We start from the raw sequence: 13,542 nt of genomic DNA, 5'->3' as shown, positions 1-13,542 counted from the left end.
CGACGCGGTTACGCGCCGGACCGTTTCGTCACCCTTGCGTTCCGGACTCTCTGCCCGCGTGCTTCTGTTCCTCGGCGCGGCGCTTCGCCTCGTCGGCGATCTGCCGCTTGGCGGCGGTCGCGTAGATGTCGACGTACTCCTGGCCGGAGAGCTTCATGATCTCGTACATCACCTCGTCGGTGACCGAGCGCAGGATGAAGCGATCCCCCTCCATACCGTGGTAGCGGCTGAAGTCGAGCGGCTTGCCGATCCTGATCCCCGGGCGCATCAGCTTGGGGATCACCTGGCCCGGCGGCTGGATCTTCTCCGTGTCGATCATCGCGACGGGGATGACGGGCGCTCCGGTGGCCAGCGCCACCCGGGCGAGTCCGCCGGGCTTGCCGCGGTAGAGACGGCCGTCGGGCGAGCGGGTGCCCTCCGGGTAGATACCGAAGAGCCCGCCGCTCTCGATGACCTCGATGCCCGCCTTGATGGCCGCCTCGCCGGCGCCTCGGGCACCCGAGCGGTCCACCGGGAGCTGGCCGACGCCCTTGAAGAAGGCGGCGGTCAGTTTGCCCTTCACGCCGGGCGCGGTGAAGTACTCGGACTTGGCGATGAAGGTGACCTTGCGGTCCAGGACGGCCGGCAGGAAGAAGGAGTCGGAGAACGACAGATGGTTGCTCGCGAGGATCGCCGGTCCCTGCGCGGGGATGTTCTCCAGGCCCTCCACCCATGGCCTGAAGGCGAGCTTCAACGACCCGCCGATGGAGAACTTCATTGCGCCGTAGATCAACTCGGGTGCCTCCTGTGTGCTGTCCGACAGACCTTAACCCGTGAGGCCGTCCGCGCTCCCGCCCGGCACGGAGCCGAGGCGGCGGCCGGGGCCGTGACGGCCCTGGTCGGTGTCGGTCCGGTCGCGTACGGTGAAGTAATCCTTCTGCACTCCCCCCTTTCGCTCCCCTTCGAGCCTCACGAACAGGAGACCCCGGTGCCGGTCCTGCCTGGAGCCGAGCCGTTCCGCCACGAGGGCGGAGAGGTCGGCGTCCTTCTCTGTCACGGATTTACCGGTTCCCCGCAGTCGCTGCGCCCCTGGGCCGACTATCTGGCGGAGCGCGGGCTCACCGTCTCGCTGCCGCTGCTGCCCGGGCACGGCACCCGCTGGGAGGACATGCAGATCACGGGCTGGCAGGACTGGTACGCGGAGGTGGACCGGGAGCTGCGCGCCCTCATGGAGCGGTGCAGCCAGGTCTTCGTCTTCGGGCTTTCCATGGGCGGAGCGCTCACGCTGCGGCTGGCGGCGAAGCACGGGGACACGATCAGTGGTCTGGTGCTCGTCAATCCGGCGAACAAGGTGCACGGCCTGTCGGCGTACGCGCTGCCGGTCGCCCGCCATCTGGTGCGGACGACGAAGGGGCTGGCGAGCGATATCGCCCTGGAAGGCTCCGCCGAGGTGGGGTACGACCGGGTGCCGTTGCACGCGGCGCACTCGCTGCGGAATTTCTTCCGACTGGTCGACGCCGAGCTGCCCCAGGTCACCCAGCCGATCGTCCTGCTGCACAGCCCGCAGGACCATGTGGTGCCGCCCGCCGACTCGGCCCGGATCCTCAGCCGGGTGTCGTCGACGGATGTCGAGGAGATCCTGTTGGAACAGAGCTACCACGTGGCGACGTTGGACCACGATGCGGAGCGGATCTTCGACGAGAGCTACCGGTTCATCGGCCGCCTCGCTCCGAGCGCAGGGAAGAAGGGGAGCACGTCAGGTGGCTGAGCACGAAGCGGAGCGCGCGGGCAGCGAGGAGGGACGCGAGCCCCAGCCCGCGGAAGGGGCCGCCCTCCCCGCGGAGGGAGCGGCTCTTCCCGCGGAGGGAACGTCCGTCCCCGACGACGGTACGGGTCCGCAGGATGCCGCTGCCCAGAAAGTGCCGCCGGGCGCCGACGGCGACCGGCCGATCGACGAGGACGCCGTGTGGAAGGCGATCGTGGCGGGATACGGCGAGGAGCCGCCGGACCCGCCGGGCGCCAAGCCGTTCAGGTCGATCGAGGATCTCGCACTGCCGGAGGACGATCAGTCGGGGGTCCTGGATCCGGACAAGCCGGACAAGGGGATCGGGAAGAAGACCCCGAAGCCGCCGGAGAAGCCGCTCGGCAGCTCGATCGTGTTCGCCCCCGGCGTCGCCGGTCCGCGCGACTACGAGGTCGAGGAGCCGAAGGACGGCGACATCGACGACAGCGACGAGGGGCATTTCGTCCCTCCGGAGCCGCCACCGCTGCCGGAGGCCGATGTCACGGCGAAGTTCGCCTGGCTCGCGGTCGTCGGCGGTCCGGTGCTGATGCTGGTCGCGGTGCTGTTGCGGTGGGACATGACCTGGTGGCTCACGACGGTCTGCGTCGGCGGATTCCTGGGCGGCTTCGTCACGCTGGTGGCGCGGATGGAGGACGACGACGAGGACGGTGACGATCCCGGGCGCGGAGCGGTGGTCTGAGACCGGGCCCGTCGAGGTGGCCTTGAGCTGCTGCCGTGCAGCTCAGGGCCTGGTCGCGGGCACCCGTAGTGCCGCCAGCACCGGCAGGTGGTCCGTGGCCGCCCGCAGGTCCGCGTCGGTGACACCGGGCAGCCCTGCGGGGACACCGCAGCCGAGCACCTCGATCCCGTCCGTCGCGAACACGGCGTCGATGCGCCGCCGCGGATGGTCCGGCGAGAAGGTGTTCTCGTCACCCCACGGCCTCACGGCCCAGCAGTCCTGGAGCCGCCCGGCCAGCCGCCGGAACGCGGTCCCGGTCGGTACCTCGTTGAGGTCGCCGGCCGCGATGGCGTGCTCGACGCCCATCACGTCCAGCCGTTTCAGCAACATCTGCGTCTGGGCCAGGCGTTCGTCGCGCTGCAGGCTCAGATGGAAGCTCAGCAGACCGATCCGGGTGCCCGCGATCCGTACCACCGACGTGGCGAAGCCCCTGCGGTGCAGTCCGGGAGTGAGTGGCAGCAGCACGTCCTGTGTCCGCTCCACGGTGGCCCGCAGCGAGCAGAGCAGCAGCGGCCCGGCCGCCGTGGCACCGCCGCTCAGGACGACCAGGTCGGTGCGGGCCGCGAGCCAGGCGGCGCGCTTGCGCCAGCGAAAGAAGCGCGGGGCTTCCTGGATGAGGACGAGGTCGGGGGCGCAGGCGCTGATGACGCGGGCCAGTGCCTCGCGGTCGTCGCGCATCGACCGGACGTTGTAGCTGAGCACTCTGATGACGGCCGAACCATCCGGCTCGGTACGGGAGTCGGGCAGCGGCGTCAGGACCATGCGCCTCACGATACGACGGACGCCCGCCGCTCCCCAGGGGGCACGACGGGCGTCCGGCTCTGTCCGGTTCCGGGTGGTTCAGCCCTGGCGGGCCAGGTCGGCCGCGCCCACCAGGCCTGCCTTGCCGCCCAGTTGGGCCGCGAGCACCTGGGCGTGCGGACGCCATTCGCCGCCGATCAGCCAGCGCCGGAACGACTTGCGGATCGGGTCGAGGACGAGCTCGCCCTCGTCCGACACGCCGCCGCCGACGATGAACGCGGACGGGTCGAAGAGCGAGGCGAGGTCGGCGAGTCCGGCGCCGGCCCAGCGGGCCAGCTCGCGGAACGAGTCGATCGCCACCGCGTCGCCCTGCCGGGCGGCCGCGCTGATGTGCTTGCCCTCGATGCCGTCCACCGTGCCGTCGCCGAGGCTGAGCAGGATCGTGGCGCTCGAAGGGGTGGCGTTGGCGCGCTGCTTCGCGTACCGGACGAGTGCGCGTCCGGAGGCGTACTGCTCCCAGCAGCCCTGGCTGCCGCAGCCGCAGAGCAGCCCGTCCGGGACGACCCGGATGTGGCCGAACTCGGCGGCCACACCGAAGCGTCCGCGGCGCAGCTTGTTGCCGATGATGATGCCGCCGCCGAGACCGGTGCCGAGCGTGATGCAGATGACGTCGTCGTGGCCCTGTCCGGCACCGAAGCGGTATTCGCCCCAGGCGGCGGCGTTGGCGTCGTTCTCGACGACGACCGGAAGGCCGACGCGCTGTTCGACCTTGTCCTTCAGTGGCTCGTGCCGCCAGTTGATGTTCGGCGCGAACAGCACGGTGGCACGCTTGTCGTCGACATATCCGGCGGCGCCGATGCCGACAGCTTCGATCCGGTGGCCCTCGCTCGCACCGGACACGGCCGTCGCGATCGCGTCGACGATGCCTTCAGCCGTCGGCGGGGTCGGCACCTTGAACATCGAGAGGATCTGTCCCTCTTCGTCGACCACTCCAGCTGCGATCTTCGTGCCGCCGATATCGACGCCGATGGTGAGTCCCATGAATCCCTCAGTTTCGGTCGAGCCCCGCTGTGGCCAACGGTACCCGAGCCGGGGACCCGGCCCATCGGTGCCGGTCAGTCCAGATCGATGTGCTCGCCCGCGGCGGGGCCCTCGTCGCGCGGGTCGGTGGGGTCGTCGGCCTTCTTCTCGGTGCCTGCGGGGGTCCCGGTGCCCTGGGTCCAGCGGCGCTCCTGGCCTTCCACGGCGGAGCGGTAGGCGGCGAGGAGTTCATTGCCGGCCGCGGTGATGTGGTCGAAGACGTCCGGATTGCGTTCGATGACGGGCTCGACGGCGGACTTGGCCTGCTTGATGATCTGCTGCACGGTGCCCTGGGCAGCCACGCCGAACAGCGGCGACCGGAGGGACGAGACCTTGTCGGCCACGGCGTCGACCAGCTTGCGCAGCTCCTCGGCTGCGGAGCCGGGCGGCGGGCCCTGCTGGGCGCGGCGGCGGGCCTTCTCCGCTTCGAGGTCCTCGGCGCAGGCCTTCGCCCACGCGTCGTCGTCGACGGGACGATCGGTGGCTTCGCTCATGGCGGACTCCTGCGACGTGGTTTGCCGGCGGCCCGGCATACGGGGCACGTAATACCGACGTTACCCGAACCGTGATGCGCCGTTCAGCTCGTCCGGGGCCACAGACCGGGGTCCGGCGTGAACCGGACCCGGAGCACCCCGTCGGTGAGGGCGGCGCCGGAGACGGTGCAACGGCGCAGCCCGGACTCCAGGGGAACGATCCGGTGGAACGGGCCCACGGTGAGGAGCAGTTCGTCGCCGCGGCGCACCAGATGGAGGTCCGACTTGACGGCACCGGGCAGGGGCAGGCACCAGACCAGAACAAAGTCTCCCTCGCCGGGCGGCGGGGCGGTCACGATCCGGCTGCCGGGCAGCAGCGGCCGCAGCTCGTCGAGGCCGTCCGGGGCGTTCGGGTCCTCGATCCACCAGGGGTCGTCGGCCCGGCCGGGGCTCCGGTCGTCCAGTTCCGCGGCGAGTCCGTCGCCCTCGAAGAGGCCGCCGCCGGTGCCCGCCTCCTCGAAGACGGTGCAGCCGGCTTTGGTGTCGAGGAGGGCGAGGTCGTCCAGGCCCCGGGGATCGCGGCCGAGGTGGGGCACTTCGCACAGGGCTGCCGCGGGCACCCATTCCTCGTACCAGTGGCCGATCGTCTTCTCCTGCTGCGCGGCGAGGGCTGCGAACCAGGGGTCGCCGGAGTGCCTGGGCAGTACCCGGTTCACCGCGAGGGTGTCGACGCGCAGTCCGTGCAGGGCGAGTCCGGTGCGGGCGGTGCGCAGGGCGTCCTCGGCGGCGGGGCCGGGTTCGGCGACCAGCCGCAGCGTGGTGTTGCGGTCCTCGATCAGTGCCTGGACGGCGGACAGCTCGGCGTCCCTGCGGGCAGCGGCTTCGTACAGCCACTGGGCGGGCATGGGCACGCCGGCGAGCTGGGCGAGCATCGGGCGCAGGGCGCGTGCGGCCTGGCGTTCCTGGGGCAGCAGCCGGCGCAGATAGCGGCGCAGCTGTTCGGGCAGGGCGAGCACGGCGAGCGCTTCGCGCAGCGGCGGCAGGTCGACGACGAGGAGTTCGTAGCCGCCTGGCGCCCAGTCGCCCTGGGCGGCGCGGCGCAGGGCGTGCAGGAGGGCGAGCTGGGCGCTGCCGGGGAGTTCGGTGAGTTCCTCGCCGTCCAGCCGGTTCCCGCCGAGCAGGTCGAGCACGCCGGACGCCTGGTCCTGGAGGGCGAGCAGTTCGCTGCGGAAGTGTTCGCCGGAGTCGATGCGGGCGGACCACAGGCCGTCCATGACCTCGGTGGGTTCTGTGCCTTCGGGGAAGCCGGGTATGGCGTCGGCCGAGAGCAGCAGGGTGCGGCGCCCGCGACGGGCCGCGGCCAGCGCGGTCGCTGCCGCGACGGTGGTACGGCCGGCGCCGCCGGGGCCGGTGACGAGGACCGTACGCACCGGGTCAGGCCTTCGGGACGGACTCGACGCGCTTCTTCAAGCCGGCCAGGGCGCGGTCGATGATGACCTTCTCGGCCTTGCGCTTGATCATGCCGAGCATCGGGATCTTGACGTCGACGGTCAGCCGGTAGGTGACCTCGGTGCGGTCGCCGTCGCCGAGCGGGGCCAGCGCGTAGGAGCCGTCGATGGCACGCAGCATCTGGGACTTGACGAGGGTCCAGCTGACCTCGTAGTCGCCGATCCAGGTGTACGCGAGGGTGTGGTCGTCCTTGATCGCCCCGGCGTCGAGGACAAGACGGACCTTCTCGGCGCGGCCCCGGTCGTCGGTGGAGAGGACCTCGGCCTCCTTGACCTCGCCGGTCCACTCCGGATAGCGGGCGAAGTCGGCGATCACTCCCATGACGTCGGCCGGCGCCGCCTCGATCGTGATGCTCGAGCTGGTGTGTTCAGCCATCGCCGTGGCTCCTCCAGTGCGGTGTACCGGTGCGTCGGCAGAGGCCTGCCGTCAGAAGGCTATCGCGTGTGCGCGGCGCCTCGTTCCAGGGTCCGGCGCCGGTGCGGTCACCATTCCAGGGCCCAGGGCCTGCCGGTGGAAGCGAAGTGGCCGACGTTCACGCATTCGGTGGTGCCGATCCGCATCCGGCGGACCAGCGGCTGGTGGACATGGCCGAACAGTGCGTACCGGGGGCGGGTCCTGCGAATGGCGTCGAGCAGGGCCCGGCTGCCGCGTTCGAAGCGGCGCGCCACCGTGTCGTACGTCAGCTCCGGCACATCGGGGGGGATGTGGGTGCAGAGCACGTCGACCCGGCCGACGGCCTCGATCTTGGCCGCGTACTCCTCGTCGCCGATCTCGTACGGGGTGTTCATCGGGGTCTTCAGGCCGCCGCCGACGAAGCCGAATACGCGGCCGCCGATCTCGACGCGGTCGCCGTCGAGGACGGTGGTGCCCGGGCGTGCGTACTCGGGCCACAGGTCGGGGACGTCGACGTTGCCGTAGGTGGCGTACGTCGGGGTGGGGAAGGCGGCGAAGAGTTCGGCGTACTGCTTGCGCACCGCCGAGACGATCGCGGCGTTGCGGTCCATGCCCGCCCACAGGCCGCGGCCGAACTCGCGCGCCTCCTCGTAGCGGCGAGCGGTGCGCAGTTCGACGATCCGGTCGGCGTTCTCCACGCCGAACAGATCGGGGAAGATGCCGCGCGAGTGGTCGGCGTAGTCGAGGAAGAGGACCAGGTCACCCAGGCAGATCAGCGCGTCGGCGCCGTCCCCGGCGCGGGCCAGGGCCTCGGTGCTGCCGTGCACGTCACTGACCACGTGAACGCGCGTGCGCCGTGCGGTCGAGGTTTCTCGGCTGTTCGGTCCGGCTGGCATGACGATCACCCTAGAACTCTGCTGTCCACCTGGGTAGAGGCCGTCGGACCTGCGACGACCTCTGCGTGGTAACCACGGTGGACTACTGTGCGCGCAAGGATCACCGTTGTGTGTGACGCATAAGACATCTGGCCGGAACCCTCTATCGGGAACCGAGTACTGGTGGGTAACGTCCGGGCAGTCCAGTCGTGCTCACCCCACTGAGCACCCGCCATTCTTGGACCGCAGCCGGTGCGTCACACAGAGCCGTGGCACCGGAGCCCGATGAGGAGCAGCAGTCTTGCGCGAGTTCAGCCTTCCGGCCCTGTACGAGGTCCCCTCGGACGGCAACCTGACGGATCTCATCCGCCGCAATGCCGCTCAGCATCCCGATGTTGCGGTGATGAGCCGCAAAGTGGCGGGAGTGTGGACCGATGTCGACGCCACACAGTTCCTGGCCGAGGTCAGAGCCGTCGCCAAGGGCCTGATCGCCGCGGGGATCGAAGCGGGCGACCGGGTGGCCCTGCTCTCCCGTACCCGCTACGAGTGGGTGCTGCTCGACTTCGCGATCTGGAGCGCGGGCGCGATCACCGTCCCGGTGTACGAGACCAGCTCGCCCGAGCAGATCCAGTGGATCCTCGGTGACTCCGGTGCCGCCTTGTGCATCGTGGAGTCGGAGGCGCACCAGGCCTCCGTGGTCTCGGTCCAGGCGGATCTGCCCGCCCTGACGGGCATCTGGCAGTTCGAGGACGACGCGGTCCGCCGGCTGTCGGCGCTCGGCGAGGACGTCTCGGACGAGACCCTGGACCTGCGGATGGCGAGCGCCAAGGCGGACGACCCGGCCACCATCGTCTACACCTCGGGGACCACCGGCCGTCCCAAGGGCTGTGTGCTCACGCACCGCAGCTTCTTCGCGGAGTGCGGCAATGTGGTGGAGCGGCTGAAGCCCCTCTTCCGTACCGGCGAGTGTTCGGTGCTGCTCTTCCTGCCCGCCGCGCATGTCTTCGGACGACTGGTCGAGGTGGCCTCGGTGATGGCCCCGATCAAGCTCGGCTGCGTACCGGACATCAAGAACCTCACCGATGAACTGGCCTCCTTCCGGCCGACGTTGATCCTCGGTGTGCCGCGGGTCTTCGAGAAGGTCTACAACTCGGCGCGCGCCAAGGCACAGGCCGACGGCAAGGGCAGGATCTTCGACAAGGCCGCGAACACGGCGATCGCGTACAGCCGCGCTCTGGGCACCCCTCAGGGCCCGTCCATGGGCCTGAAGTTCAAGCACAAGATCTTCGACCGGCTGGTCTACAGCAAGCTGCGGGCCGTCCTCGGCGGACGCGGCGAGTACGCGATCTCCGGCGGCGCACCGCTGGGCGAGCGGCTCGGCCACTTCTACCGCGGTATCGGCTTCACGGTGCTTGAGGGCTACGGCCTCACCGAGACGTGCGCGGCCACCGTGTTCAATCCGTGGGACCGGCAGAAGATCGGTACGGTCGGCCAGCCGCTGCCCGGCTCGGTCGTCCGGATCGCCGACGACGGCGAGGTGCTGCTGCACGGCGAGCACCTGTTCACCGGCTACTGGAACAACGAGGTGGCGTCGGCCGAGGCGCTGGCCGACGGCTGGTTCCACACGGGCGACATCGGCACGCTCGACGAGGACGGCTATCTCGCGATCACCGGACGCAAGAAGGAGATCATCGTCACGGCGGGCGGCAAGAACGTCGCTCCCGCAGTGATCGAGGACCGCATCCGCGGGCACGCGCTGGTCGCCGAGTGCATGGTGGTCGGCGACGGGCGGCCGTTCGTGGGCGCGCTGATCACCCTGGACGAGGAGTTCCTGGGCCGCTGGGCCGAGGAGCACGGCAAGCCGGCCGGCTCGACGGCCGTGTCGCTGCGTGAGGACCCGGAGCTGCTGGCCGAGGTGCAGCGGGCGGTGGACGACGGGAACGCCGCGGTGTCCAAGGCGGAGTCGGTACGCAAGTTCCGCATCCTGGCGTCCCAGTTCACCGAGGAGGCGGGTCACATCACACCGTCGCTGAAGCTGAAGCGGAATGTGGTGGCGAAGGACTTCGCGGACGAGGTCGAGTCGATCTACCGGAGCTGACCCGAAGCACGTGGGAGGGGGCCCGCACGGCGTGTGCGGGCCCCCTCTCACGTACTCGCGCGGGCCTCCTCGGCGTACCGCGTCACGTGCCGTCAGAGCAGCGCACGGAGCCTGTCGGCCAGCAGGTCCCAGCGCCACTTCTCCTCGACCCAGGCCCGCCCCCGCTCCCCCATCCGCTGCCGCAGCTCCGGGTCACGGAGCAGGGTGACGATCCGGTCGGCCGACTCCTCCACGGAGCCGCCGCGCACCACCCACCCGGTCTCGCCGTCGAGCACGGCGTCCGGCGCGCCGCCCGAGTCGCCCGCCACCACCGGCAGTCCGGTCGCGGACGCCTCCAGGAAGACGATGCCGAGGCCCTCCACGTCGAGGCCGCCGCGACGGGTCCGGCACGGCATGGCGAAGACGTCGCCCGCGCCGCAGTGGGCAGGCAGTTCGTCCCACGGCACCGGCCCGGTGAAGCGCACCGAGTCACCGACCCCCGTCTCCTCGGCCAGCCGCTTCAGCTCCTTGGCGTACGGTCCGCCACCGACGATCAACAGCACCGCGTCCGGCACCTGCGCCAGGATCGCGGGCATCGCGAGAATCAGAGTGTCCTGGCCCTTGCGCGGCACGAGCCGTGACACACAGACGACGACGGGCCGGTCCGAGAGCCCGAGCCGGGCCCTGATCAGGTCCCCGCCGGAGTCCGGGTGGAAGGTCTTCTCGTCGACGCCGGGCGGCAGTTGGACCATGCGGTCCGCCGCCTCGGGGCTGAGTGCGGTGGCGATCCGGGAGCGGGTGTACTCCCCCAGGTAGGTGATCGCGTCCGTGCTTTCCCCGATCCTTCCCAGCAGCTGCCGGGCCGCGGGCAGCTGGGCCCAGCCCGCCTCGTGCCCGTGCGTGGTGGCGACCAGACGGCGGGCACCGGCCCTGCGCAGCGCCGGAGCCATCAGCCCGAGCGGGGCCGCGGCGCCGAACCAGACGGATGTGCAGCCGTGTACGCGCAGCAGCTGCACCGCGCGCCGGGTGACCCGCGGGGTCGGCAGCAGCATCGTCGTACGGTCCCGGACGACGGTGAACGGCTGCTCGGCGTCGAAGGCGGCGGTGGCCGCGATGCCTTCGGGGCTGCGCTTCCAGGTGGAGGCGTATACGACGATCTGTCCGGGGTCCAGGCGCAGTGCCATGTTGTGCAGGAATGCCTGGATGCCGCCGGGGCGGGGCGGGAAGTCGTTGGTCACGATCAGGGTCTTGTCCATCCCGGCCGACAGTACCGGGCGGCCGGGCCGATGGCTCTCGCACAGGCCGGGCGGGCATCATGGCTCGTCGTACCCACCGAGTACCCACCGACGAAACGGATGAGGCGTCCATGACGGGATCGACCGGCGCGCGGCTCGCTGCAGCGGTGTGGGTCCTCACCAGGGTCGCGCTGCTGCTCTGCGTCACGAAGGTGATCACGCTGCCCGGACCGGACGTGACCAGTGATGTCTCGGTGATCTACCACGGCTGGTCCGAGGTCCTGAAGACCGGTACGTACCCGCAGTCCGACGTCACCTGGCAGTACCCGCCCCTCGCCGCGCTCGCCATCCTCTCCCCCGCCCTGCTGCCGTTCCTGGACTACGCCTCGGCCTTCTTCGTCCTCGCGTTCCTGTGCGACGCACTGGTGCTGGGGCTGCTGCTGTACGCGGGCCACCGGACCGGCCGGTGGACGGCGGGCGCCTGGGTGTGGGTGGCTGGGGTGCCGCTGCTCGGTACGACCGCGTACGCCCGCTACGACGTGATGGTGGCGGCGGTGGCGGTGGCGGCGCTGCTTGCGGGGATTCGGCATCCGCGGGTGCTGGGGGTACTGGCCGCCGTGGGTGCGCTGCTGAAGGTGTGGCCGGCGCTGATCCTGGCCGGTACGGCGCGTGGGCCGCAGACGCGCCGGGCGTGGTCGGCCGCGGCGGTGGCGGCGGCCGGGCTGCTGGTGGTCTGCACCGTGGCGATGCCCGGTGCGCTGGCCTTTCTCGGCTTCCAGCGCGACCGGGGCACCGAGGTCGAGTCGCTGGGGGCGCTGGTCTTCCATGTGTGGCGGCAGTTCGGCTGGCAGGGCCGGGTGGAGCTGCACTACGGCTCGATGGAGTTCCTGGGTCCGCATGTGCCGCTGGTGAGCACGCTCGCGCTCGGCCTGTCCGTCGTGGCCTTCGGCTGGCTGCTGGTGTGGCGGCTGCGGGCCTGTGACTTCCGGGTGAACACCCCGGCCGACGCGGCGTTCACGGCGGTGCTGCTGTTCACGACGACGAGCCGGGTGATCAGCCCCCAGTACATGCTGTGGCTGGTCGGCCTGGCGGCGGTCTGCCTGGTCTTCCGCGACAGCCGGATGGGGCTGCCGGCCGTTCTGGTGCTGCTCGCCACGGGCGTGACTCAGCTGGAGTTCCCGCTCGGGTTCGTCCATGTGGTGACCAGCGACGCGACAGGCGTGACGCTGATGTTCCTGCGCAACGGCCTGCTGGTCGCGGCGACGCTGATCGCCGGCCGGCGGCTGTGGCGGCAGACGGTGTCCGGGGGGCCGCGCGAGGGCGGGCGGCCGCCGACCGCCCGGTCCGGCGTCGGCCGGGAGGCCGAGCCGGTCGGCTCCTGAGCGCGTCTCGCTCAGCCGAGCCGGGAGCGCAGATACTCCCGCCAGCGTGCGGTGAAGTCCTGCGGGGTCGTGGAGAGCACCTCCTGCATGGCCTGCTCCACCGCCCCGTCCCGCCCTGAGTGCCCTCCGACGGCCCGGTAGAAGGCGAACAGCTTCTCCTCGCCCCAGTGGTCGGCGATCAGCTCGCAGGCCATCCAGGCGCCCTCGTACGCCCTCGCCAGGCGCGCGGCGTCTCCCGCGAAGCCGAAGTCCTCGTCCGTGGGGAGCTCGGCGGGCAGATCGCCGCGCAGGACGGCGCCGGCCAGTTCGGGCGCGGTCTGTGCAGCGGTACGGTCCTCGGCGCGGTAGGCCGCCCAGTCGGCGAAGCCTTCGGAGAGCCAGGTCGGGGTGGCGGCGGAGGTGCGGGCGCGGGTGGCGACATGGGTGATCTCGTGGGTGAGGACGATCCGCTGCCCGAAGGTGCCGAGCATGCCGTACGCCTGGGGGTTGACGATCACCCGGTCCGCGGGCGCCCGGTCCTCACCGCCGGTCTGCCCGGTGGTGACGGCCGCGATGCCCCGGTAGTTCGCCGCCGGTGACCCCAGCAGATCCGCCATGTCCTGGACGGTGTGCGGTACGAGCACCACCACGCGGCCTGCCCAGCGTTCCGGCCAGGTGTCCGAGACGGCGGGCACCGCGCGGTCCGCCGCCCGGGCGATCCGGTGCAGCTCCTGCTCGGTGCGACCGACCCCGAGGACGAGGCTGTGCTTTCCGCCCACCACCTGGACATCGCCCTGCTGCCAGAGCTGCCGGCCGCCGTCCTTGCCCGCCCGGTCGCCGACGATGTACCAACGGTCGTCCGCGCTGTCCCGTCTCAGATCGAGCACCCGGTCCGCGGTGACCGGGGCGGCGTCGTAGCCCTTGATCCGGTAGCGCAGCTGTATGTCCGCGGTCGCCCGGTCGGTGCCCTGTCCGGTCACGTCCGTCAGCCGGTACGTCCATGAGCTCAGCGGTACGTCCGCGAGGTTGTCCAGTTCCCTGCGCTGGGCCGTGCGCAACCCGGTGGCCCGCGGGTCTATGGCGGCCAGAAAGGCGTCCGCGTCGTGTTCCAGCACGGCGGCCGCGCGGCGGTCCAGGGTGGCGCGGATACCTCGGGCGGTGGAGTCCGGGGCGGCGCCGTCGTCGGGTGCCGCGCAGGCGGAGGCGAACAGCAGCCCGGCGAGCAGCGCTCCCGCCGTGCGCCGTCCTCCGTTACGTCCCCGCCGTGCGGTACGCCGCCTGTCAGCCACCCGGTCGA

Annotated in this window: 13 protein-coding genes; 4 read left to right on the top strand and 9 right to left on the bottom strand. The window is 71.1% G+C overall.

The window, feature by feature from the left end; all coding sequences use genetic code 11:
• Positions 1 to 28: 28 nt before the first annotated feature.
• Positions 29 to 772 carry a lysophospholipid acyltransferase family protein gene (locus IEZ15_RS16945; protein ID WP_114244107.1) on the bottom strand — a complete coding sequence of 248 codons (744 nt, stop codon included), beginning with the start codon at positions 770 to 772 and terminating at the stop codon, positions 29 to 31.
• A 195-nt stretch (positions 773 to 967) separates the two neighbouring features.
• On the opposite strand from IEZ15_RS16945, the gene IEZ15_RS16940 reads away from it, so the two are divergent.
• Positions 968 to 1,747: an alpha/beta hydrolase gene (locus tag IEZ15_RS16940; protein ID WP_114244109.1), complete on the top strand. Its 780-nt coding sequence runs from the start codon at positions 968 to 970 to the stop codon at positions 1,745 to 1,747.
• The gene (locus tag IEZ15_RS16935; RefSeq protein ID WP_189277698.1) at positions 1,740 to 2,462 is read left to right on the top strand and encodes a hypothetical protein; all 723 of its coding nucleotides are present in this window, start codon (positions 1,740 to 1,742) and stop codon (positions 2,460 to 2,462) included. The genes IEZ15_RS16940 and IEZ15_RS16935 overlap by 8 nt, the downstream gene beginning before the upstream one ends.
• 42 nt (positions 2,463 to 2,504) lie before the next feature.
• On the opposite strand, the gene IEZ15_RS16930 is transcribed toward IEZ15_RS16935, so the two are convergent.
• From IEZ15_RS16930 to IEZ15_RS16905, 6 genes are all read right to left on the bottom strand, one after another.
• Complete coding sequence (locus IEZ15_RS16930; RefSeq protein WP_189277696.1) at positions 2,505 to 3,263, bottom strand: endonuclease/exonuclease/phosphatase family protein; 759 nt, start codon at positions 3,261 to 3,263, stop codon at positions 2,505 to 2,507.
• Positions 3,264 to 3,341: 78 nt separating this feature from the next.
• Positions 3,342 to 4,283, bottom strand: coding sequence for an ROK family glucokinase (locus tag IEZ15_RS16925; protein ID WP_189277694.1), 942 nt, complete (start codon positions 4,281 to 4,283; stop codon positions 3,342 to 3,344).
• 74 nt (positions 4,284 to 4,357) lie between these two features.
• A complete protein-coding gene (locus IEZ15_RS16920; RefSeq protein WP_189277693.1) occupies positions 4,358 to 4,816 on the bottom strand; it encodes a DUF5304 domain-containing protein in 459 nt (152 codons plus the stop codon).
• Between the two features lie 83 nt (positions 4,817 to 4,899).
• Complete coding sequence (locus IEZ15_RS16915; protein ID WP_189277691.1) at positions 4,900 to 6,225, bottom strand: ArsA family ATPase; 1,326 nt, start codon at positions 6,223 to 6,225, stop codon at positions 4,900 to 4,902.
• A gap of 4 nt (positions 6,226 to 6,229) precedes the next feature.
• The gene (locus IEZ15_RS16910) at positions 6,230 to 6,679 is read right to left on the bottom strand and encodes an SRPBCC family protein (protein WP_114244115.1); all 450 of its coding nucleotides are present in this window, start codon (positions 6,677 to 6,679) and stop codon (positions 6,230 to 6,232) included.
• Positions 6,680 to 6,786: 107 nt separating this feature from the next.
• Positions 6,787 to 7,593 (bottom strand): metallophosphoesterase family protein, encoded by an 807-nt coding sequence (locus IEZ15_RS16905; RefSeq protein ID WP_189277689.1) that lies wholly within the window; start codon positions 7,591 to 7,593, stop codon positions 6,787 to 6,789.
• 280 nt (positions 7,594 to 7,873) lie between these two features.
• Here IEZ15_RS16905 and IEZ15_RS16900 point away from each other — a divergent pair, with 280 nt between their 5' ends.
• Entirely contained in the window at positions 7,874 to 9,670 is a 1,797-nt protein-coding gene (locus IEZ15_RS16900) for an AMP-dependent synthetase/ligase (RefSeq protein ID WP_189277688.1), read from the top strand.
• A 92-nt stretch (positions 9,671 to 9,762) separates the two neighbouring features.
• On the opposite strand, the gene IEZ15_RS16895 is transcribed toward IEZ15_RS16900, so the two are convergent.
• The gene (locus IEZ15_RS16895; RefSeq protein ID WP_093893610.1) at positions 9,763 to 10,905 is read right to left on the bottom strand and encodes a glycosyltransferase family 4 protein; all 1,143 of its coding nucleotides are present in this window, start codon (positions 10,903 to 10,905) and stop codon (positions 9,763 to 9,765) included.
• Between the two features lie 110 nt (positions 10,906 to 11,015).
• On the opposite strand from IEZ15_RS16895, the gene IEZ15_RS16890 reads away from it, so the two are divergent.
• The gene (locus IEZ15_RS16890) at positions 11,016 to 12,266 is read left to right on the top strand and encodes a glycosyltransferase 87 family protein (protein WP_189277686.1); all 1,251 of its coding nucleotides are present in this window, start codon (positions 11,016 to 11,018) and stop codon (positions 12,264 to 12,266) included.
• An 11-nt stretch (positions 12,267 to 12,277) separates the two neighbouring features.
• Here the strand turns inward: IEZ15_RS16890 and IEZ15_RS16885 are convergent, their stop codons facing one another.
• On the bottom strand, positions 12,278 to 13,534 hold the full coding sequence (locus IEZ15_RS16885; protein ID WP_189277683.1) for a hypothetical protein: 1,257 nt from the start codon (positions 13,532 to 13,534) through the stop codon (positions 12,278 to 12,280).
• Positions 13,535 to 13,542 lie beyond the last annotated feature (8 nt).

The sequence above is a fragment of the Streptomyces atratus genome, from assembly GCF_014648655.1.
Classification (GTDB): Bacteria; Actinomycetota; Actinomycetes; order Streptomycetales; family Streptomycetaceae; genus Streptomyces; species Streptomyces atratus.
This window is presented reverse-complemented; position numbering and strand designations above follow the sequence as displayed.